This is a genomic window from Roseovarius ramblicola, assembly GCF_042430665.1.
In the GTDB taxonomy this organism is placed as follows: Bacteria; Pseudomonadota; Alphaproteobacteria; order Rhodobacterales; family Rhodobacteraceae; genus Roseovarius; species Roseovarius ramblicola.
Genome location: NZ_JBHMEC010000017.1, coordinates 296,859 through 316,868 on the forward strand (window position 1 = coordinate 296,859; position 20,010 = coordinate 316,868).

At 68.1% G+C, this 20,010-nt stretch carries 20 protein-coding genes; 14 read left to right on the top strand and 6 right to left on the bottom strand.

Annotated features, from left to right (window positions below):
• Positions 1-636, top strand: a complete 636-nt coding sequence (locus ACFFU4_RS12115; RefSeq protein WP_377070028.1) for a hypothetical protein — start codon at positions 1-3, stop codon at positions 634-636.
• A gap of 247 nt (positions 637-883) precedes the next feature.
• On the opposite strand, the gene ACFFU4_RS12120 is transcribed toward ACFFU4_RS12115, so the two are convergent.
• Positions 884-1,882: a GlxA family transcriptional regulator gene (locus ACFFU4_RS12120; RefSeq protein ID WP_377070029.1), complete on the bottom strand. Its 999-nt coding sequence runs from the start codon at positions 1,880-1,882 to the stop codon at positions 884-886.
• Positions 1,883-2,048: 166 nt separating this feature from the next.
• On the opposite strand from ACFFU4_RS12120, the gene ACFFU4_RS12125 reads away from it, so the two are divergent.
• Positions 2,049-3,419: a class II 3-deoxy-7-phosphoheptulonate synthase gene (locus tag ACFFU4_RS12125; protein ID WP_377070030.1), complete on the top strand. Its 1,371-nt coding sequence runs from the start codon at positions 2,049-2,051 to the stop codon at positions 3,417-3,419.
• Between the two features lie 331 nt (positions 3,420-3,750).
• Here the strand turns inward: ACFFU4_RS12125 and ACFFU4_RS12130 are convergent, their stop codons facing one another.
• Positions 3,751-4,437, bottom strand: coding sequence for a PAS domain-containing protein (locus tag ACFFU4_RS12130; protein WP_377070031.1), 687 nt, complete (start codon positions 4,435-4,437; stop codon positions 3,751-3,753).
• A gap of 245 nt (positions 4,438-4,682) precedes the next feature.
• Here ACFFU4_RS12130 and ACFFU4_RS12135 point away from each other — a divergent pair, with 245 nt between their 5' ends.
• The 6 genes from ACFFU4_RS12135 (at position 4,683) to phoB (ending at position 9,430) form a co-directional block, all read left to right on the top strand.
• The gene (locus tag ACFFU4_RS12135) at positions 4,683-5,573 is read left to right on the top strand and encodes a YicC/YloC family endoribonuclease (protein ID WP_377070032.1); all 891 of its coding nucleotides are present in this window, start codon (positions 4,683-4,685) and stop codon (positions 5,571-5,573) included.
• Between the two features lie 51 nt (positions 5,574-5,624).
• Positions 5,625-6,266 (top strand): guanylate kinase, encoded by a 642-nt coding sequence (gene gmk / locus ACFFU4_RS12140; protein WP_377070033.1) that lies wholly within the window; start codon positions 5,625-5,627, stop codon positions 6,264-6,266.
• The gene (locus tag ACFFU4_RS12145; RefSeq protein WP_377070034.1) at positions 6,263-6,784 is read left to right on the top strand and encodes a gamma carbonic anhydrase family protein; all 522 of its coding nucleotides are present in this window, start codon (positions 6,263-6,265) and stop codon (positions 6,782-6,784) included. The genes gmk and ACFFU4_RS12145 overlap by 4 nt, the downstream gene beginning before the upstream one ends.
• A gap of 6 nt (positions 6,785-6,790) precedes the next feature.
• Positions 6,791-7,834: a sensor histidine kinase gene (locus ACFFU4_RS12150; protein WP_377070035.1), complete on the top strand. Its 1,044-nt coding sequence runs from the start codon at positions 6,791-6,793 to the stop codon at positions 7,832-7,834.
• Between the two features lie 171 nt (positions 7,835-8,005).
• Positions 8,006-8,725, top strand: coding sequence for a phosphate signaling complex protein PhoU (phoU, locus tag ACFFU4_RS12155; RefSeq protein WP_377070036.1), 720 nt, complete (start codon positions 8,006-8,008; stop codon positions 8,723-8,725).
• Positions 8,726-8,740: 15 nt separating this feature from the next.
• Entirely contained in the window at positions 8,741-9,430 is a 690-nt protein-coding gene (phoB, locus tag ACFFU4_RS12160; protein WP_377070037.1) for a phosphate regulon transcriptional regulator PhoB, read from the top strand.
• A gap of 6 nt (positions 9,431-9,436) precedes the next feature.
• Here the strand turns inward: phoB and ACFFU4_RS12165 are convergent, their stop codons facing one another.
• The gene (locus tag ACFFU4_RS12165; protein ID WP_377070038.1) at positions 9,437-10,348 is read right to left on the bottom strand and encodes a LysR substrate-binding domain-containing protein; all 912 of its coding nucleotides are present in this window, start codon (positions 10,346-10,348) and stop codon (positions 9,437-9,439) included.
• A 114-nt stretch (positions 10,349-10,462) separates the two neighbouring features.
• On the opposite strand from ACFFU4_RS12165, the gene ACFFU4_RS12170 reads away from it, so the two are divergent.
• The 5 genes from ACFFU4_RS12170 (at position 10,463) to ACFFU4_RS12190 (ending at position 15,931) form a co-directional block, all read left to right on the top strand.
• Positions 10,463-11,686 carry an acyl-CoA dehydrogenase gene (locus ACFFU4_RS12170; protein WP_377070039.1) on the top strand — a complete coding sequence of 408 codons (1,224 nt, stop codon included), beginning with the start codon at positions 10,463-10,465 and terminating at the stop codon, positions 11,684-11,686.
• A 37-nt stretch (positions 11,687-11,723) separates the two neighbouring features.
• The gene (locus ACFFU4_RS12175) at positions 11,724-12,998 is read left to right on the top strand and encodes an NAD(P)/FAD-dependent oxidoreductase (RefSeq protein WP_377070336.1); all 1,275 of its coding nucleotides are present in this window, start codon (positions 11,724-11,726) and stop codon (positions 12,996-12,998) included.
• A gap of 87 nt (positions 12,999-13,085) precedes the next feature.
• The gene (locus tag ACFFU4_RS12180) at positions 13,086-14,498 is read left to right on the top strand and encodes an MATE family efflux transporter (protein ID WP_377070040.1); all 1,413 of its coding nucleotides are present in this window, start codon (positions 13,086-13,088) and stop codon (positions 14,496-14,498) included.
• A gap of 234 nt (positions 14,499-14,732) precedes the next feature.
• On the top strand, positions 14,733-15,176 hold the full coding sequence (gene aroQ / locus ACFFU4_RS12185) for a type II 3-dehydroquinate dehydratase (RefSeq protein WP_377070041.1): 444 nt from the start codon (positions 14,733-14,735) through the stop codon (positions 15,174-15,176).
• Entirely contained in the window at positions 15,173-15,931 is a 759-nt protein-coding gene (locus ACFFU4_RS12190; protein ID WP_377070042.1) for a LuxR family transcriptional regulator, read from the top strand. Before aroQ ends, ACFFU4_RS12190 begins: the two co-directional genes overlap by 4 nt.
• Positions 15,932-16,299: 368 nt before the next feature.
• Here ACFFU4_RS12190 and tsf read toward each other — a convergent pair whose 3' ends face one another.
• Positions 16,300-17,172 (bottom strand): translation elongation factor Ts, encoded by an 873-nt coding sequence (gene tsf / locus ACFFU4_RS12195; RefSeq protein WP_377070043.1) that lies wholly within the window; start codon positions 17,170-17,172, stop codon positions 16,300-16,302.
• Positions 17,173-17,249: 77 nt separating this feature from the next.
• Positions 17,250-18,026, bottom strand: coding sequence for a 30S ribosomal protein S2 (gene rpsB, locus ACFFU4_RS12200; RefSeq protein ID WP_377070044.1), 777 nt, complete (start codon positions 18,024-18,026; stop codon positions 17,250-17,252).
• Between the two features lie 251 nt (positions 18,027-18,277).
• Here rpsB and ACFFU4_RS12205 point away from each other — a divergent pair, with 251 nt between their 5' ends.
• The gene (locus ACFFU4_RS12205; RefSeq protein WP_377070045.1) at positions 18,278-18,976 is read left to right on the top strand and encodes a DUF502 domain-containing protein; all 699 of its coding nucleotides are present in this window, start codon (positions 18,278-18,280) and stop codon (positions 18,974-18,976) included.
• A 24-nt stretch (positions 18,977-19,000) separates the two neighbouring features.
• Here ACFFU4_RS12205 and lipA read toward each other — a convergent pair whose 3' ends face one another.
• On the bottom strand, positions 19,001-19,945 hold the full coding sequence (gene lipA, locus ACFFU4_RS12210; protein ID WP_377070046.1) for a lipoyl synthase: 945 nt from the start codon (positions 19,943-19,945) through the stop codon (positions 19,001-19,003).
• Positions 19,946-20,010 lie beyond the last annotated feature (65 nt).

Consider the following 20,010-nt stretch of genomic DNA (forward strand, 5'->3'; position numbering starts at 1 on the left):
ATGACGTCTGAAAATTTCACGCGACGCGCCTTCATCACCACCGCGGCCGGCGGTGCCGCCGCCCTGATCTCGGGGTGCGGCATGACTGCGCCGGTCAGCCGGGCGCGGGGCGGCCCGGTCAACATCGGTTTCGGCCTCTGGACCGGCGTGCCCGGCGTGACGTTCGGAGATCGCGTCGACAATGTCGAAGGCATACGCCGGATCAGCGGTCCGCGCACCTGGACCCATCCGGTCACCGGGCGGCCCATGACGGTCTATGTCCGCACCAAGCAGGAAGACGCCGGACCCAAGATCGGTTATTACACCCTGCGCGCGGATGGCAGCGCCCTGTCGCGCGTCTATGACAGCCGGCCGGATCGCAGCGACCGGTTTTTTCTCGACGATGCGCTGATGCCTCAAGGCATCTGGCAGGGCGGGGTGACGAAAACCTATTCCATGACCGCGTATGCCGAGGGAAAGGCGACGAAATACAACGTGTCGATCCGAGTGACCAAGCCGTCGTTCAGCTACAAGGGCCGGGCGGGCTCGATGGAGTATATCTGGAGCCAAACGACCATGGGCGGCCGCGAGGTCAGGAAACTGCGGTATACCTACAGCCCCGGTATCGGCTTCGTGGACATCGACAACCTCATGTGATCGTGCCGGCGAAGCCATCGAACCGGGGCACCCCGATCCCCTTTTCGCGCCGAAATCCATATCCGCTTCGCCCTCCGGGCCCGCTATTCAGCGCCCGGCACCGCCGACGTCGCCCGTGGCGCATGGCGTCGGCGGGGCTGCGGGCGGTCATGCCTCATGCGAGAGGAACGCGCCACCGCGATCAGGCGCGCCGGTTCGGGTCAGGGCTCACGGCTCCGCCGCGGACGGGTGCCGCCCGCCGGCTGCCTCAGACCGACAGCCGCGCGCCGTGCGCGCCGCGCTCGCGGTAGGGGGTGGTCTGGTAATGCGCGCGGTAGCACTTGGAGAAATGCGACGGCGAGGCAAAGCCGCAGGCGAGCGCCACGTTGATCACCGTCATGTCGGTCTGCATGAGCAGGTTGCGCGCCTTTTGCAGCCGCAGTTCCATGTAATACCGCTTGGGGCTGCGGCTCAGGTAGCGGCGGAACAGGCGTTCGAGCTGGCGGGTGGACATGCCCACGTCGCGGGCCAGGATCGAGGGGCTGATTGGCTCCTCGATGTTGTTCTCCATCATCTGGATGACCTGGCTGAGCTTGGGGTGGCGCACGCCGATTCGGGTGGGCACCGACAGGCGCTGGGTGTCCTGGTCGGTGCGAATCGAGGAATAGATCTGCTGGTCGGCCACGGCATTGGCGAGCTTTTCGCCGTGGTCGGCGGCGATCAGGCTGAGCATCAGGTCGATCGACGCGGTGCCGCCCGCGGTGGTCATGCGGTTGCCGTCGATCATGAAGATCGACTTGGTCAGCGTCACTTCCTCGAATTCCTCCAGAAAGGCGTCGTGGTTTTCCCAGTGGATGGTGGCGCGCTTGCCATCGAGAAGCCCGGCGCGGGCCATCACCCAGGACGCGGTGCAGAGCCCGCCGATGCGCAGGCCCCGGCGGGCCTCGCGGCGCAGCCAGTTGAGCATCCGCTTGGTCACCGTCTTCTGGATGTCCACCCCGCCGCACAGGATGAGAACATCCTCGCGCCTGAGTTCCGACAGCGGCAGGTCGACGTGGAAACGCACCCCGTTGGAGCAGATCACGACATCGTCGGTGTCGCCGGTCAGCGCCCAGGTGTAAAGCTCCGCCCCGGCCATGCGGTTGGCGATGCGCAGGCATTCGAGCGCCCCCGCAAAGCTCAACAGCGTGAACGAGTCGAGCAGCACGAACACGAACCGCGTCGGTGCCCGCGGCACATCCACCTTGACTGTCACGACATCCGACATCGGGTCCCCTCTTTCGCCGCGCTCGGGAACCACTGTCATCAAACCGTCGCGATTCACAAGCCAAACACGCGCGATCGTGTCGCATTTCGACCAAAACCGCTTCTGGTCTCCGCGTGCCCGGTCGAGTATAGAGGGGCGCGACCGAATGACAAAGCGGAGACCGACGATGACGGAATGGCAGAAAACCGGCTGGCGCGCGAAAGAGCGGGTGCAGATGCCGGATTATCCCGATGCCGGGGCGCTCGCCCGCGTCGAGGAGCGTCTGCGCCAGTATCCGCCGCTGGTCTTCGCCGGCGAGGCGCGGCGGCTCAGACGCGCGCTCGGGGCCGCGTCGCGCGGCGAGGCGTTCCTGTTGCAGGGCGGCGATTGCGCCGAGGCGTTCGACCAGTTCAGCGCCGATGCGATCCGCGACACCTTCAAGGTGATGCTGCAGATGGCGATGGTGCTGACCTACGGGGCCAAGGTGCCGGTGGTCAAGGTGGGGCGCATGGCCGGCCAGTTTGCCAAGCCGCGCTCGGCGCCCACCGAGGTGGTCGAGGGGGTCGAGCTGCCCAGCTATCGCGGCGACATCGTCAACGAATTGGCCTTCACCCCCGAGGCGCGCATCCCTGCGCCGGAAAAGATGCTGCAGGCCTACACGCAGGCGGCGGCGACGCTGAACCTGCTGCGCGCGTTTTCCACCGGCGGCTACGCCGACATGCACCAGGTGCACCAGTGGACGCTGGGTTTCACCGAGAGCGAGAAGGCCGCGCGCTACCGCGAGATGGCGAGCCATATCGCCGACGCGCTCGATTTCATGAAGGCGGCGGGCGTGGACAGCGACAGCGCGCACACGCTCAGGTCGGTGGATTTCTATACCTCGCACGAGGGGCTTCTGCTGGAATACGAGGAGGCGCTCACCCGCCTCGATTCGACCTCGGGCAAATGGCTCGCGGGGTCGGGGCACATGCTGTGGATCGGTGACCGCACGCGCCAGCCCGACGGGGCGCATGTGGAATTCCTGCGCGGGGTGCTCAACCCGATCGGGCTGAAATGCGGCCCGACCATGACCTCGGACGATCTCAAGCGGCTGCTGGCCACGCTCAACCCCGACAACGAGGCCGGGCGGCTGACGCTGATCGCGCGGTTCGGCGCGGGCAAGGTGGGCGAGAACCTGCCGCGCCTCATCCGCACCGTCGAGGAAGAGGGCGCGAACGTGCTGTGGGTGTGCGACCCGATGCACGGCAACACCGTCAAGTCGGCCACCGGCTACAAGACCCGGCCGTTCGATGCGGTGCTGCGCGAGGTGCAGGAGTTCTTTGCCATCCACCGCGCCGAGGGCACCATCCCCGGCGGCGTGCATTTCGAGATGACCGGGCAGGACGTGACCGAGTGCACCGGGGGGATGCGCGCGCTGAGCGAGGAGAGCCTTTCGGATCGCTACCACACCGCCTGCGACCCGCGGCTCAACGCCTCGCAATCGCTGGAGCTTGCGTTTCTCGTCGCCGAGGAACTCAGGGGCCTGCGCGATCGCATGGCCGAGGCGCAGGCGGTCTGACGACGGCGGTTGTGGCCTGTTGCGGTCGTTGGGCGCTTGGCCCCCCGCGCGGAATCAAGGTGCCGCAAGGCACCGCCGCGCGAGCGCCCGACCGCCCCCCGGGCGGGCGCTTTTCTACGTCTCAAGTTATTGATAACGCGGGAGTATATGGCACCATAAAGCGCGCCGTTTCATCGTTGGAGCGCCCACCCGCGGTCGGGCCCTCGCGCGGCTCCTCACCCGTCGCACCGAAGGTGCGCCGAAACAGTCGGCACGCCTTTGGCGTGACGGACATGCAATGGCGCGGCTCCCCCCGACGTCCGCTCCAGGTCAGTCGCGCGCGACCCGGTGCTCAGGTGACGAGCCGCAGATGAGACCGCTCCCGGCGCCCCGCCGGGGCCTGCGACCGCCCGCCCGCCAGCGGGCGCAGGGGCGGCGCGGCGGGGCGCGGGGCGGCCCCGCGCAGCAGCAGCGTCTCGGCCTCCGCGATGGCGAAACGGCGGGGTGCGCGCCCGATCGGGCCATCGGTCACGAGGCAGCCGAGCGTGCGTGAGATGTCGCCGAGATCGCTGCGCAGCGGCAGCATCATCAGCGTCGCGTCGAGCGCGGGCCGTCCGATGCCGCGCCGCGACCGCAGCGACAGGCGCAGGATCGCCGGGCCGTCGAAGAGATCGACCACGTTCATGGCAAAGGCATCGCGGTCGCCGGGCTCGATGAAGGTGGTGAGCGGCATGCCGCGCACCTCCATGCCCATCACATCGTTGAGCGCCATCCCGGCCACCCGCAGCCGCGCCACGCCCGGCGCGATGCGCTCGGCGATGAAGGCGCCGGAAATCAGCGGCGCGATCCCGCGCGGGTCGATATCGGCGCGCATCGGCACGTCGCCGCCGCGGCGGCAGGCCTCCCAATGGGCGCGGAAGGCGCGCAGATGCGCCTCGGTCTGCGCACGGGTCTGCGCACGGGTCTGCGCTCGGGTCTGTGGCTGCGTATCGCCCACGCCGCCCTGTGCCGGGCCGGGTTCTGTCAGATCATCCCACATGGTCTCACCCCTTGCTGCGCCCCCGGGCCACCCGCTTGCGCCCCGGTCTGCGTCAGGTTTGCGCGCGCTGGTGAAGCGGCGATCTGCGCGCCGGACGGTCTGGTAAGATTGTCACAATTCGTGGCGCATGTATCTAAAATTCGCGGTATCTGGTTAACCCTCGCGCGCCCAGATGCGCGGCTTGCCAGCCGGGCGTGCAATGGCTAACAGGGGGCGGCACCGCCACGAGGGAGACCGCACGCCCCATGATCCGCTCGATGACCGCCTTCGCCACGCGCAGCGTTGAGGACGGGCCGCGCGCCCGGGTCTGGGAGATGCGCGGCGTCAACGGCAAGGGGCTCGACCTGCGGCTGCGGCTGCCCGAGGGCACCGAGGGCCTGGAGACGCGGCTGCGGTCGGCGGCGGCCAAACGGCTCGCGCGCGGCAACGTGACGGTGGTGCTGCGATTTCACGACATGGCCGAGGCGGGCGGGCTCTCGCTTGACGAGGATGCGCTCGACGTGGCGCTGGCGGCGCTGGCCGAAACCGAGCGGCGCGCCGACGCGGCGGGGCTGACGCTCGCGCCCTCGACGGCGGCGCAGGTGCTGGCGCTGCGTGGCCTGCTGGAGACCGGCGGGGCACCGGTGGCCGATGCGGCGGACGGCCCGGCGCTGGAGGCGGAATTCGCCGCGCTGCTGGGCGATTTCGTGGCAATGCGCGAGGCCGAGGGCGCGGCGCTGGCGCGTGTGATCGCCGATCAACTCGACCGCATCGCGGCGCTCGTGACACAGGCCGGGGGCGTGCTGGACACGCGTGCCGGTGCCATCGCCGAGGCACATCATGCGGCCCTGGCGCGGGTCACCGACCAGGCCGGGCAGGTGCCGCCCGAGCGCATCGCGCAGGAACTGGCGCTGGTGGCCGTGCGGCTCGACGTGACCGAAGAGATCGACCGGCTGCGCGCCCATGTGGCGGCGGCGCGCGAGCTGCTGGCGCAGGGCTCGCCGGTGGGACGCAAGTTCGATTTCCTAGCGCAGGAATTCATGCGCGAGGCCAACACGCTATGCTCCAAGGCGCAGAACGCCGATCTGACGGCGGTGGGGCTCGATCTCAAGACGGTGATCGACCAGATGCGCGAGCAGATCCAGAACGTGGAATGAGCGGAGGGGGCGGATGGATATTTTCGGCAAGATGAAGCGGCGGCGCGCGTTATGAGCGGGCGGCGCGGGCTTCTGATCATCCTGTCCTCGCCGTCGGGCGCGGGCAAGTCGACGCTGTCGCAGCGGCTGTTGACATGGGACCCGACGCTGAGCTTTTCGGTGTCGGCCACGACCCGCGCGCCGCGCGCGGGCGAGGAGGACGGGCGCGATTATCATTTCCTGTCGGAGGAGGCGTTCAAGCGGCAGGTCGCCGAGGGCGGGATGCTGGAGCACGCGCATGTGTTCGGCAATTTCTACGGCTCGCCGCGCGCCCCGGTGCAGGCGTCGATCGACGCAGGATGCGACGTGCTCTTTGACATCGACTGGCAGGGCGCGCAGCAGATCCGCAACTCCGCGCTTGGCGGGCACACGCTGTCGATCTTCCTGCTGCCGCCCTCGATCCACGAATTGCACCGCAGGCTTCAGGCGCGCGGCAAGGATACGCCGGAGGTGATCGCGCGGCGGATGCAGAAGAGCTGGGACGAGATCAGCCACTGGGACAGCTACGATTTCGTGCTGGTCAATGACGATCTCGACGCCACCGAGGCGCGTCTGCGCACCATCATCGAGGCCATCCGCCTGCGCCGCACGCAACAGCCCTGGCTGACCGAACATGTGCGGCGGCTGCAGACCGAATTCGAGGAGACGCTATGACCCTTTATGCTCTGGACGGTGTCGCGCCCGAGGTGGCGGACGACACCTGGATCGCGCCCGACGCCAACGTGATCGGCCGCGTGGTGATCGAGGCGGGGGCCTCGGTGTGGTTCGGCTGCACGCTGCGCGGCGACAACGAGGACATTCGGGTCGGCGCGGGCAGCAACGTGCAGGAAAACTGCGTGCTGCACACCGACATGGGCTATCCGCTCGCGATCGGGCCGGGCTGCACCATCGGGCACAAGGCGATGCTGCACGGCTGCACCATCGGCGGGAACAGCCTGATCGGCATGGGTGCCACGGTGCTCAACGGCGCGACCATCGGGCGCGACTGCCTGATCGGGGCGGGCGCGCTGGTGACCGAAGGCAAGGAAATCCCCGATGGCAGCCTGGTGATGGGCGCACCGGGCCGGGTGGTGCGCAGCCTCGACGCCGATGCCATCGCCGGGCTGCGCGCGAGTGCCGTGCACTACCAGGAGCGGATGCGCCGCTTTCGCGCCGGGCTGAGCGAGGTCTGAGCGGCGATGGAGGGCACCGTTTCGCTGCTCGCGGGGCTACCGCTCGCGGCGGTGTTGGTGGGGCCCGACGCGCGCATCGTGGCCGCCAACGCGGCGGCGCGCGATATGCTGGGGCAGGCCGTCGAGGGGCGGCATTTCCTCACCGCCATGCGCCAGCCCGACCTGCGCGCGGCGATCGAGGCCACCGCCGGCGACGGCACGGTGCGGACCATCACCTACCAGGCCGCGAAGGACGGACGCGACAGCACCTATCGCGCCCATGTCGCGGCGGTCACGGTCGCGGCGGGCGCGGCGCCGGGCGTTCTGGTGTCGTTCGAGGACCTGACCGAGCGCGAGCAGGCGGCGCAGATGCGGCGCGATTTCGTCGCCAATGTGAGCCACGAACTGCGCACGCCGCTGACCTCGCTCATGGGCTTCATCGAGACATTGCAAGGGCCCGCGCGCCGTGACGAGGCGGCGATGGACCGGTTTCTGGGCATCATGGCGCGCGAGGCGGCGCGGATGGAGCGGCTGGTCCATGACCTGCTGTCGCTGAGCCGGGTCGAGGGCGAGGAACGGGTGCGCCCGCGCGAGCCGGTGGATCTCGCCGCCGTGATGGGCACGGTGGTGACCATGCTGCGCCCGCTGGCGCGCGAGCGGGGCTGCGGCCTGCGGTTCGAGCCGGGCGGGGCGTGCCTGGTGCCGGGCAATGCCGACCAGTTGCAGCAGGTGTTCACCAACCTGGTGGAGAACGCCGTCAAGTATGGCGGCGACGACAATTCGGTGGAGATCACGCTGGCACCGCATCCTGACGATGCCACCCTGCGGATGCCCGCCATCGCCGTCACGGTGCGCGACCGCGGCCCCGGCATCGACCCGCTGCACATCCCGCGCCTGACCGAGCGGTTCTATCGCGTGGATACCCACCGCTCGCGCGAGATGGGCGGCACCGGGCTGGGGCTTGCCATCGTCAAGCACATCGTCAACCGTCATCGCGGGCGGCTGCGGATCGCGTCCGAGCCGGGGCAGGGCAGCACGTTTTCGGTGATCCTGCCGCGCTGGGACGGGTGACGGGGCGGGCATGGCGTCCGGCGACGCATGATGTCATAATCCTGTTACAAAACCTTAGCATTCCTGTTGTCGAACACGGCTAGCAGGTGGCCAGAGCCGCGCGCGGGACGCGCAACCCACATCGCCCCCGGACCCGAGACAGCCGCGGCCCGGCGGAGGAGAGCAGAGACCATGAACGAAAAGCATATCGTGTCCTCGTTTGACCGCGACCTGGAGGGTATCCAGGCGCAGATCATGAAGATGGGCGGGATGGTCGAGCGGGCCATCGCCGACGCGGCGCGCTCGCTCGAGACCCGCGACGAGGAACTGGCCGAGCAGGTGCGCCGCGCCGACGCCGCCATCGACGCGCTGGAAGAACAGATCAACGAGGAGGCGGCGCTGCTGATCGCGCGGCGCGCTCCCACCGCGGGCGACCTGCGGCTGGTGCTGACCGTGATCAAGATTTCCGCCAGCCTCGAACGCATCGGCGACTATGCCAAGAACATCGCCAAGCGCACCGCCGTGCTGACCTCGATGACGCAGGTCAACGGCTCTCCGGCGGCGCTTCGGCGGATGGCGCGCGCGGTCGAGGAGATGCTGCGCGACGTGCTCGACGCCTATATCCAGCGCGACGCGGGCGTGGCCGAGGATGTGATCGCGCGCGACGAGGACGTGGACCAGATGTACAACGCCATCTTCCGCGAGTTCCTGACCTTCATGATGGAGGACGCGCGCAACATCACCCCCTGCATGCACCTGCATTTCATCGCCAAGAACACCGAGCGGATGGGCGATCTTGTGACCTCCATCGCCGAACAGGTGATCTATCTCGTCACCGGCGAGATGCCCGACGAGCCGCGCCCCAAGGGCGATATGACCTCGACCGACCCCTCGATCTCTCCGGTGTCGTGAGCGGAGGACCGGGCCATGTCCACCGAACAACCCACCGTGCTGCTGGTCGAGGATGAACCGGCGCAGCGCGAGGTGCTGGGCTACAACCTCGAAGCCGACGGCTTTCGCGTGATGACCGCCGACAACGGCGAGGAGGCGCTGATGATGGTGGCCGAGGCGCCCCCCGACATCATCGTGCTGGACTGGATGATGCCCAATGTCTCGGGGATCGAGGTGTGCCGTCAGCTCAAGACCCGGTCGGAGACGCGGGGCATCCCGATCATCATGCTGTCGGCGCGCTCGGAAGAGGTGGACCGCGTGCGCGGGCTGGAAACCGGCGCCGATGATTACGTGATCAAACCCTATTCGCTGGTCGAGCTGATGGCGCGGGTGCGTGCGCAACTGCGCCGGACGCGGCCGGCGAGCATCGGCGAGCGGCTGGAATACCAGGATATCGTGCTCGACGCCGAGACCCACCGGGTGACGCGCAGCGAGAAGCCGCTCAAGCTCGGCCCGACCGAGTTCCGCCTGCTCGCCACCTTCATGGAAAAGCCGGGGCGCGTGTGGTCGCGCGAGCAATTGCTCGACCGGGTCTGGGGCCGCGACATCTATGTCGATACGCGCACCGTGGACGTGCATATCGGGCGGCTGCGCAAGGCGCTGTGCCAGCATGGCGGCAACGATCCGCTGCGCACGGTGCGCGGCGCGGGCTACGCGCTCGGCTGAGCGCGGTCAGCGCGGCAGCCCGTCCTCGTCATCCGCCTGACCGGCGAGCCAGTCGCGGAACGCCGAGAGGGCGGCATCCTGCGCGCGGCGCTCGGGCCAGACGAGGTAATAGGCCCCGCGCATGGTGACCGGCCCGCCGCAGGGGGCCACGAGCCGCCCGGTGGCCAGCTCCTGCTCCACCAGGTAATCGGGCAGCAGCGCCACCCCCATCCCGTGCAGCGCCATCTGCATGATGGTTGCGAACTGATCATGAATGGTGCCGCCAATCGGCGCGCCCGTGACGCCGCGGGCCGCGAACCAGTCGGCCCAGGCGTCGGGTCGCGTCCCGATATGCAGGAGCGGCAGGCGCAGCAGGTCGCGCGGGCCGCGCAGGGCGCGCTGACGCGACAGGAAATCCGGCGTGGCGACCGCCACCATCGCCTCGTGACGGAGCCGCAGCGCGCCCGTTCCCGGCCAGTCGGGTTGTCCGAAATGCAGCGCGGCATCAAATGGTTCCGAGGCAAAGTTGAACTTGTCTAGCCGGGTCGAGAGGTTGATCGTCACCTCCGGGTGGCGATGCGCGAAATCCGGCAGGCGCGGCACCAGCCAGCGCATCCCGAACGTGGGCAGGATCGCGAGGCTGAGCGTGCCGCCCGCCGCATTGACCGACAGCCGCATCGTCGCCTGCGCGATCTGTTCCAGCGCGCCGCGCACGCGGGCGGCATAGTCGGCGGCCTCGGGCGTCAGGCGCACGCCGCGCCCCTCGCGCGTCAGGATCGGGTGGCCGATGAAATCCTCCAGCGTTTTTAACTGCCTGCTCACCGCACTCTGGGTCAGCGACAATTCCGCTGCCGCCGCCGTCGCGCTGCCGAGACGGTCGAGCGCCTCGAGCGCGCGCAGGGACGCGATGGAGGGCAGGCTACGGCGGGGGAGGGGCATGGCGGCGTGCCTTTTTGCGCAAAACTCATGGGTTTATGCGAAAATATCGGTATTCGCGGGGATTTGACCAGTCTATCCTTGCAGCAACAGGACCGAAATGTTGAGGATACCGTCATGAACGCCCCCGCTACCCCGCTCCGTGCCAAGGACGCGCCCGATCTGGGCGCCTTCGACTGGGCCGATCCGCTGCGGCTCGACGATCAACTCTCGGAAGAGGAGCGCATGATCGCCGCCAGCGCCCGCGAGTTCGCGCAAGGGACGCTGCAACCGCGGGTGATCGACGCCTATCGCGAGGAGCGGGTGGAGCCGGAGATATTCCGCGAGATGGGCGCGATGGGCCTGTTGGGCACCACCATCCCCGAGGAATACGGCGGGCTGGGGGCCAGTTACGTGAGCTACGGCCTCGTGGCGCGCGAGATCGAGCGCGTCGATTCGGGATACCGCTCGATGATGAGCGTGCAAAGCTCGCTGGTGATGTACCCGATCTACGCCTATGGCAGCGAGGCGCAGCGCCGCAAGTACCTGCCCGGGCTGGCCTCGGGCGACCTCATCGGCTGTTTCGGACTGACCGAGCCGGACGCCGGCAGCGATCCGGCGGCGATGAAGACCCGCGCCGAAAAGACCGGCACCGGCTATCGCCTGACCGGCACCAAGATGTGGATTTCCAACAGCCCGATCGCCGATGTCTTTGTTATCTGGGCAAAATCCGAGGCCCATGACGGGCGCATCCGCGGCTTTGTGCTGGACAAGGGCACACCCGGCCTCAGCGCCCCCAAGGTCGGCGGCAAGCTCTCCTTGCGCGCCTCGGTGACCGGCGAGATCGTGATGGACGGGGTCGAGGTGGGAGAGGACGCCCTGTTGCCCGATGTGCAGGGGCTCAAGGGGCCGTTCGGCTGCCTCAACCGGGCGCGCTACGGCATCGCCTGGGGGGTGATGGGCGCGGCCGAGTTCTGCTGGCATGCTGCCCGGCAGTACGGGCTCGACCGGCGGCAGTTCAACCGCCCGCTGGCGCAGACGCAGCTTTTTCAGCTCAAGCTCGCCAACATGCAGACCGAGATCGCGCTGGGATGCGATGCGGCGCTGCGGGTGGGCCGCTTGATGGACGAGGCGCGCGCCGCGCCCGAGATGATCAGCCTCATCAAGCGCAACAATTGCGGCAAGGCGCTGGAGATCGCGCGCCACGCCCGCGACATGCATGGCGGCAACGGCATCTCCGAGGAATTCCAGGTCATCCGCCACATGGTCAACCTCGAGACGGTCAACACCTACGAGGGCACGCATGATGTGCACGCGCTCATCCTAGGACGGGCGCAGACCGGGCTTCAGGCCTTTTTCTGAAGCCTTTTTCTGAACATGAAAAGCAAGGCGTAACCCTCTGACAAAACACGTTTCCTCAGAACCTGACAGCCTCTGGCAGGCCAGCGCCGGAGAACGCTTCACCGCCCCCGACCTGCAGGGCGAGCGCAGCGCCGATCTCGCCATCGTGGGCGGCGGCTATACCGGGCTCGCGGCGGCGCTGTCGGCGGCGAGTCAGGGCGCCGAGGTGGTGCTGCTGGAGGCCGAGCGCGTGGGCCACGGCGGTTCGGGGCGCAACGTGGGGCTGGTCAATGCCGGGCTGTGGCTGCCGCCCGACGCGGTGGCTGCGCGGCTGGGGCAGGGGCCGGGCGAGGCGCTCAACGCCACGCTGGCCGCCGCCCCGGATCGCGTCTTTGGTCACATCGCGCAGCATGACATCGCCTGCGAGCCGCAGCGTGCCGGCACGCTCCACCTCGCGCACGCGCCCGGCGGCCTGCGGGACCTGCGCCGCCGCGCGCAGCAGGCACAGGCACGCGGCGCGCCGGTCGCCGTGCTGGACGCGGACGAGACCGCGCGGCGCACCGGCTCGGACCGGTTCCACGGCGCGCTCCACGATCCGCGCGCCGGCACGATACAGCCGCTATCCTATGCACGGGGCCTCGCGCGGGCCGCCGCGACCGCGGGCGCGCGCATCTTCGAGCACAGCGCCGTCATCGCCGCCGAGCATCACGGCGGCCAATGGGTGCTGCGCACCGATGGCGGCAAGCTGCGCGCGCGCCGCCTGCTGATGGCCACCAACGCCTATCACCGGCCCGCTGGGGGGGCGCGGCTGCCCGACCTGCCGCTGGTCAATTTCTTTCAGATCGCCACCGCCCCGTTGGGCGACAACATCGCGGGCGATATCCTGCCCGGCGGCGAGGGGTGCTGGGATACCGGCACGGTGATGACCTCGCTGCGGCGCGATGCGGCGGGGCGCGTGATTCTCGGCGGCATGGGCGCGGGCGGGCAGATCCACGAGGGCTGGGCCCGGCGCAAGCTGGCGCACCTGCTGCCCCGGCTGGCCGAAGCGCCGCTGGCGCATGTCTGGGCCGGGCGCATCGCCATGACCGGCGACCACCTGCCGCGCATCCTGCGGCTGGGGCCGGGGGGGCTGGCGGTGTTCGGCTATTCGGGGCGGGGCATCGCGCCGGGCACCGTGTTTGGCGAGGCGGCGGCCCATGCGCTGCTGACGGGCGACGAGACCGGGCTGCCTGTCGGGGCGGTGGACAGCCACGCCGAGGCGCTGGCCGCGCTGCGCACGCTGGGCTTCGAGATGGCGGCGCGGATGGTGCACATGGTCGCGGCGCGGATATGACATTTTCGCACATGTGATGTGACATCCGGGGGTATTTTCCGCACGGATGCAGGGTCTATATCGCCCCCAAGGACAAGGAGCGGCGAGATGGCCCATACCGACAGCGCCGGGGGCAGGGCCCGGTTCACACAAGGCAACCTGTTGCGCCACGTCACGGTGATGTCGCTCACTTCGAGCCTCGGCATCGCCGCGATCTTCGCCGTGGACCTGATGGACGTGATGTTCATCTCGATGCTGGGCCAGAGCGAGCTGGCTGCGGCGGCGGGCTATGCCGGGGTGGTGATGTTCTTTGCCAGCGCCATGAATATCGGCCTGTCCATCGCCTCCGGCGCGCTGGTGGCGCGGGGTCTGGGTGAGGACGACCCGCGTCTCGCCGCCGAGCACGCGGCAAGCACCGCCGTGGTCGCGCTCGGCTTCGGGGCGCTGGTGCCGCTGCTGGCGCTGCCGCTGCTGGGGCCAATCCTCGGCTTTCTCGGCGCGGGCGGGCGCGAGGCCGATCTGGCGGCGGGCTATCTGTGGATCATCCTGCCGAGCACGGCGCTGTCGGGGCTGGCGATGGTGGCGGTGTCGGCGTTGCGCGCGCATGGCGACGCACAGGGGGCGATGGTGCCGTCGCTCCTCGGTGCGGCGGTCAACGGCGTGGCCGATCCGATCCTGATCTTTGCGCTGGGGCTGGGGCTGGACGGTGCGGCGATCGCCACGGTGATGGCGCGGCTGGCGACCGCGGGGCTGGCGCTGGCGATGGCACAGAGCCGCCACCGCGCGTTCTGCTGGCCCCGCCCGGAATGCCTGCGCCGCGATTTCCGCGATGCGCTGGGCATCGCGGCGCCGGCGATGATGACCACGGTCGCCACCCCCGTGGGCACCGCCATCGTCACCCGCGAGATGGCGAAATACGGCTCGGACGCGGTGGCGGGCATGGCCGTCATCAACCGGATGATGCCATTCGTTTCGGCGGTGATCTTCGGCCTGTCGGGGGCGCTCGGCCCGATCTTCGCGCAGAATTTCGGGGCAGGGCGCATGGATCGCGTGCTCGGCACCTTCCGCGAGGGTCTGCGGTTTCTGGCGCTCTACGTGCTGCTGGCCTGCGCGGTGCTGGTCAGCCTACGCGCGCCGGTGGCCGATCTGTTCGGCGCGACCGGCCAGATGCGCGAGCTGATGTTCCTGTTCATGGGGCCGCTGGCCCCGGCGATCCTGCTCAACGGCATCCTGTTCGTGTCGAACGCCGCGTTCAACAATCTCGGGCATCCGGGCTATTCCACGGCGCTCAACTGGGGGCGGCACACCGCCGGGACGTGGCCCTTTGCCGTGGGCCTGGGCATGGTGTTCGGCGCGGAGGGCGTGCTCATCGGGCAGGCGTTGGGCGGTGCTGCGTTCGCCGGCCTCGGTGCGTGGCTCGCACTGCGGGTGATCGAGGCCCCGTGCCGCGATCCGCTGAGTGCGCATTACACATGCCCGGATCAGCGGATGCAGGTGATCGCGGGCCGCAGCTACCGCTGACGGGGGCCCGCGCGGGGCTCCTGCACGGTCGATGCCAATAGGCGCATAATCGGTATTATGTTAAATATTATTACCACGATCCCGCACCGACGGAATACCGACACGATACCGACGGTTTGCCGACACGGGAATATGGCTTGAAATCAGGTATTTGAACAATGATCCTCAGATCGACTCCCGCACTCGACAGATCACGTCCCCCGGGGTTAACTAAGGGCATCGAGGAGACACCGCATGGCTTCCATCCTGATCCTGAACGGCCCCAACCTCAACTTGCTGGGCACCCGGCAACCCGAGGTCTATGGCCACGAGACGCTCGCCGATATCGAGGCGATGTGCCGCGCCCATTCCGCGGCGCACGGGCTGGCGCTCGGCTTCGCGCAGAGCAATCACGAGGGTGCGCTGGTCGATGCCATCCACGCCGCGCGCGGTCATCACGACGGGATCATCCTCAACGCCGGGGCCTATACGCATACCTCCATCGCGCTGATGGACGCGATCAGTTCGGTGCAGGTGCCGACCATCGAGTTACACCTGTCGAACATCCACGCGCGCGAGCCGTTTCGCCACCACTCTTATATCGCGCGGGTCGCGCTCGGGGTGATCTGCGGTTTCGGCGCGCACGGCTATGTGCTGGCCATCGACGCGCTGCGCGGACATCTGGAGCGTCGCGGATGATCGACCCGGCGGCGCTGAACAGGCTGCTGGACGCAACCACGATGGAAGAGCTGTGGGACATCCACACGCGGGTGATGGCCGATTACGGATTCGACCGGCTGCTCTATGGATGCACGCAGTTCCGCACCGCCAATTCGCTGGGCAGCCCCGAGGATTTCATCGTCCTGACCAATCACGACCCCGACTATGCCGAGGCGTTCGTCAACGAGGGCCTGTATTTCCACGCGCCGATGGTGCGCTGGTCGCTGGAGAATGACGGCGCGTGCTCGTGGTCGGTGCTCGACGCGCGGCTGGCGGCGGATGATTTCTCCCCCGAGGAGCGCGCGGTCATCGCCTTCAACCGGCGTCACGGGGTGACGGCGGGCTATTCGATCAGCTTTCGCTCGCTGCGCCCGCGGATGAAGGCGGCGATCGCGCTGACCGCGGCAACGGGAATGACGCAGGCCGAGGTTGACGCGCTCTGGCAGCGCGATGGCGAGACGATCCTCGCGGTCAACAACGTGGTGCATCGCTGCATCCTGTCCTTGCCCTACGAATCGCCGCACCGGGCGCTCACCGACCGGCAGCGCGAGGTGCTGGGCTGGGTCGGCGACGGCAAGACGGTGCAGGATATCGCGATGCTCATGGGGCTGACACCCGCCACGGTGGAAAAACACCTGCGGCTGGCGCGGCGGGCGCTGTCGGTGGAGACGACGGCGCAGGCGATCCTCAAGGTTGCGTTCCAGAACCAGATTTATCTGCTCGACCGTGGGTGATTTCAAAAACCCCCTGATATCAAAGGTTTGCCCGGCCGGTAAGGAATTCCTTACTTTTCTTACGCTGCGTAAGCGCGCACAAACGTGATGTTCCGTGAGTGGTGGCCTTTTGGCTTGGAACATCGGAAGTCGGGCCCATCCCCGTCGGTTTTCGGGGGGTCAGGTTTCCTCCGGCCTGTGCCGGAATTCGGCTGTCGGCATCCTTTTCGGTGTCGGCAGTCGATAACCTTGTGACCGTCGTTCATCCCCAATTGCGACCGGTCCTGGCGGTGCGTCTCCGGGCGCACCGCCGCCTTTCACGACGCGCGCCGCACGAAAAAGGCCCCCGGCGAACCGGGGGCCTTCATGGGTCGACAATCTTGGCGGGCTCAGCCCTGCGCGGCCTTGGCCACCTCGGCGGCGAAGTCTTCCTGCTTTTTCTCGATCCCCTCGCCCACCTCGAGGCGGACGAAGCCGGTGATCGCGGTACCGGCCTCCTTGGCGGCGGCCTCGACCGTGAGATCGGGATTCATCACGAAGGCCTGGCCCATCAGCGTGGACTCGGCGATGAACTTCTTCATCCGGCCGACGATCATCTTTTCGATCACCGCCTCGGGCTTGCCCGACTCGCGGGCGATGTCGATCTGGATCGCGCGTTCCTTTTCGACGATGGCCGGGTCGAGCGCGGCCTCGTCGAGCGCCGCCGGATTCGACGCGGCGATGTGCATCGCCACCTGCCGGGCAAAGCCCTCGTCGCCGTCATAAGCCACGAGAACGCCGATCTTGCCCATGCCGTCGCGGGCGGCGTTGTGGACGTAGGAGACCACCCCGGCCCCTTCGACGCGGGCCATGCGGCGCAGCGACATGTTCTCGCCGATGGTGGCGATCTTGTCGGTCAGCGTGTCGGCCACGGTCTTGCCGCCGAGGTCGGCAGCGGCGAGCGCCTCCACGTCGGTCACATCGAGCGCGGCCCCGGCGATGGCGGCAGCCATGTCCTGGAACTCGGCGTTCTTGGCGACGAAATCGGTCTCGGCGTTGATCTCGACCGCGACACCGCGACCGTCGGCCACGTTGAGCGCGACGAGGCCCTCGGCGGCGGTACGCCCGGATTTCTTGGCGGCCTTGGACAGGCCCTTGGTGCGCAGCCAGTCGGTGGCGGCCTCCATGTCGCCGCCCGTCTCGGTCAGCGCCTTCTTCGCGTCCATCATGCCTGCGCCCGTGCTGTCGCGCAGTTGCTTCACCATTGCAGCAGTGATCGCCATATCTCGGCTCTCCTCAAAAATCAGCGGATGTCCCGGGGCGCGGCATAGCCCTGCCCCGGTGACGGTTTCGTGACGGTTCAGGCGCCGGTGGTCTCGGTCACCTCGGCGATGACCTCCTCGACCGGTGCCTCGTCGAGTGCACCCACATCGACACCGGCGGCCCCGAGTTGCGCCGACATACCGTCGAGCGCGGCACGGCTGACGAGATCGCAGTAAAGCGCGATGGCGCGCGCGGCGTCGTCATTGCCGGGGATGATGTAGTCGATCCCATCGGGCGAGCAGTTGGTATCGACCACGGCCACGACCGGGATGCCAAGCTTGTTGGCCTCGGAAATGGCGAGCGCCTCCTTCTTGACGTCGATGACGAAGAGCAGGTCGGGCACGCCACCCATCTCGCGGATGCCGCCGAGGCTCGACTGGAGCTTGGTCTGGTCACGCTCGATCCCGAGGCGCTCCTTCTTGGTCAGACCCTCGGCACCGGCTTCGAGAATCTCGTCGATCTCGCGCAGGCGCTGGATGGATTTCGACACCGTCTGCCAGTTGGTCAGCGTGCCGCCCAGCCAGCGGTGGTTCATGTAGTACTGCGCGCATTTCTCGGCGGCGTCGGCCACCGGCTGCGACGCCTGCCGCTTGGTGCCGACAAACAGAACGCGGCCGTTCTTGGCCACGGTCTCGCGGATGACGTTGAGCGCCGCGTCGAGCATCGGTACGGTCTGCGTCAGGTCGATGATGTGGATGCCGTTGCGCGCGCCATAGATGAACTCGCCCATGCGGGGGTTCCAGCGCTGCGTCTGGTGGCCAAAGTGAACGCCGGCTTCGAGAAGCTGACGCAGATTGAACTCGGGAAGAGCCATTTTCGTATCCTTTCCGGTTTACGCCTCGGCACGGGGAGAGAAGCGATTGCTTCAACCGGTGGACCGCCGGGGATGTCTCCCCCGATCGGCCCGCCCATGCCTGCGGGATTTCAGTGCCGCGCGTATAGCCCCGGTCCGGCGTCGGCGCAACCCCCTGCGCCGCCCGGCCCGCCGCGCCCGTGATTTGCCCCATTGTGGCGCGGGTCCAACATGCCTAGATAGCGGCGTGGCCGCCACCGCGGGGAGCCGGGATGAACACGCCTTTCGACGAAATACCGCCCGAGCCGAAGAAACCGGGGCGCCTGTCGGGGCTCAGGGCGAGTTTTCTGACCGGGATCGTGGTGATCGCGCCGGTGGGGCTGACGCTGTGGCTCATGTGGACGGTGGCGGGCTGGGTGGACAGCATGGTGCTGCCGCTCATCCCGGCAAGCTACCAGCCCGAGCAGTATATCGGCATCAACCTGCGCGGCGTCGGCGTCGTCATTTTCCTGATCTTCACGATCCTCGTGGGCTGGATCGCCAAGGGGCTGATCGGGCGTTCGCTGATCGGCTTTGCCGAATCGCTGGTGCATCGGATGCCGGTGGTGCGCTCGATCTACTCGGGGGTGAAGCAGATCGCCGAGACGGTGTTCGCGCAGTCCGAGCGCAGCTTCGAAAAGGCGTGCCTCGTGCAGTACCCGCGCAAGGATATCTGGGCCATCGGCTTCATCTCGACCGAGGCGCGCGGCGAGGTCAACGCCCGCGCCGAGACCGGCAGCGACCTGCTCAGCGTGTTCGTGCCGACCACGCCCAACCCGACCAGCGGCTTCCTGCTGTTCTTTCCGCGCGAGGACGTGATCGAGCTCGACATGTCGATCGAGGACGCGGCCAAGCTGGTGATTTCGGCGGGGCTGGTCTATCCGCCCGAGCGCAAGCCCGAACTCTCGGGCAAGCCCCGCAAGCGCGCCTGACCGCCCTGCCCTCTACCGGTCCGGTCAGGCGAGCCGCGCCTGCCGGGCCTCGCGAAGCCGCGCGAAATCGTCGCCCGCGTGATAGCTTGACCGGGTGAGCGGCGTGGCCGAGACCATCAGGAACCCCTTGCCATAGGCGGCCTTTTCATAGGCGGCGAAGTCCTCGGGGGTCACGAAGCGGGCCACCGCATGGTGCTTGGGCGTGGGTTGCAGGTATTGCCCGATGGTCAGGAAATCGACATCGGCGGCGCGCATGTCATCCATCACCTGATGCACCGCCTGACGCTCCTCGCCCAGTCCCACCATGATGCCCGACTTGGTGAACATCGACGGATCAACCTCCTTGGCGCGCTGCAACAGCCGCAGGGAGTGGAAGTAGCGCGCGCCGGGGCGCACCGCGGGATAGAGGCCGGGCACCGTCTCGAGATTGTGGTTGAACACGTCCGGTTTCGCCGCCACCACCGTTTCCAGCACGCTATCCTCGCAATGCAGGAAATCCGGCGTCAGGATCTCGATGGTGGTGCCGGGCGCGCGGTGGCGGATGGCCCGGATGGTCTGGGCAAAATGCTCGGCCCCGCCATCGTCGAGATCGTCGCGATCCACCGAGGTGACGACGACATGGTTGAGCCCGAGTTTCTGCACCGCGTCGGCGACACGCCCCGGCTCGAACATGTCGAGCGCCTGCGGCTTGCCGGTGGCGACGTTGCAGAAGGTGCAGCCGCGGGTACAGATCTCGCCCATGATCATCATGGTGGCGTGGCCCTGCGCCCAGCATTCGCCCGCGTTGGGACAGCCCGCCTCCTCGCACACGGTGACAAGCTTGTTCTCGCGCACGATCCGCTGCGTCTCGAAATAGCCCTTCGAGGTCGGTGCCTTGACCCGGATCCAGTCGGGCTTGCGCGGCTGCGCGGTGTCGGGGCGGCGCGCCTTTTCGGGGTGGCGCTGCCCGGGTATCTTGAGATCGCGCACGATAGTGTCCCCGCGAGTGATTTGGTAACCTGTCGGGAGTATAGGAGAGGGTGATGGCGAGTTCC

Bases quoted from the DNA above. Each gene is read 5' to 3' on its own strand.
- ACFFU4_RS12115 (WP_377070028.1), top strand. From the start codon at position 1: ATGACGTCTGAAAATTTCACGCGACGCGCCTTCATCACCACCGCGGCC.
- ACFFU4_RS12120 (WP_377070029.1), bottom strand. From the start codon at position 1,882: ATGTCGGATGTCGTGACAGTCAAGGTGGATGTGCCGCGGGCACCGACG.
- ACFFU4_RS12125 (WP_377070030.1), top strand. From the start codon at position 2,049: ATGACGGAATGGCAGAAAACCGGCTGGCGCGCGAAAGAGCGGGTGCAG.
- ACFFU4_RS12130 (WP_377070031.1), bottom strand. From the start codon at position 4,437: ATGTGGGATGATCTGACAGAACCCGGCCCGGCACAGGGCGGCGTGGGC.
- ACFFU4_RS12135 (WP_377070032.1), top strand. From the start codon at position 4,683: ATGATCCGCTCGATGACCGCCTTCGCCACGCGCAGCGTTGAGGACGGG.
- gmk (WP_377070033.1), top strand. From the start codon at position 5,625: ATGAGCGGGCGGCGCGGGCTTCTGATCATCCTGTCCTCGCCGTCGGGC.
- ACFFU4_RS12145 (WP_377070034.1), top strand. From the start codon at position 6,263: ATGACCCTTTATGCTCTGGACGGTGTCGCGCCCGAGGTGGCGGACGAC.
- ACFFU4_RS12150 (WP_377070035.1), top strand. From the start codon at position 6,791: ATGGAGGGCACCGTTTCGCTGCTCGCGGGGCTACCGCTCGCGGCGGTG.
- phoU (WP_377070036.1), top strand. From the start codon at position 8,006: ATGAACGAAAAGCATATCGTGTCCTCGTTTGACCGCGACCTGGAGGGT.
- phoB (WP_377070037.1), top strand. From the start codon at position 8,741: ATGTCCACCGAACAACCCACCGTGCTGCTGGTCGAGGATGAACCGGCG.
- ACFFU4_RS12165 (WP_377070038.1), bottom strand. From the start codon at position 10,348: ATGCCCCTCCCCCGCCGTAGCCTGCCCTCCATCGCGTCCCTGCGCGCG.
- ACFFU4_RS12170 (WP_377070039.1), top strand. From the start codon at position 10,463: ATGAACGCCCCCGCTACCCCGCTCCGTGCCAAGGACGCGCCCGATCTG.
- ACFFU4_RS12180 (WP_377070040.1), top strand. From the start codon at position 13,086: ATGGCCCATACCGACAGCGCCGGGGGCAGGGCCCGGTTCACACAAGGC.
- aroQ (WP_377070041.1), top strand. From the start codon at position 14,733: ATGGCTTCCATCCTGATCCTGAACGGCCCCAACCTCAACTTGCTGGGC.
- ACFFU4_RS12190 (WP_377070042.1), top strand. From the start codon at position 15,173: ATGATCGACCCGGCGGCGCTGAACAGGCTGCTGGACGCAACCACGATG.
- tsf (WP_377070043.1), bottom strand. From the start codon at position 17,172: ATGGCGATCACTGCTGCAATGGTGAAGCAACTGCGCGACAGCACGGGC.
- rpsB (WP_377070044.1), bottom strand. From the start codon at position 18,026: ATGGCTCTTCCCGAGTTCAATCTGCGTCAGCTTCTCGAAGCCGGCGTT.
- ACFFU4_RS12205 (WP_377070045.1), top strand. From the start codon at position 18,278: ATGAACACGCCTTTCGACGAAATACCGCCCGAGCCGAAGAAACCGGGG.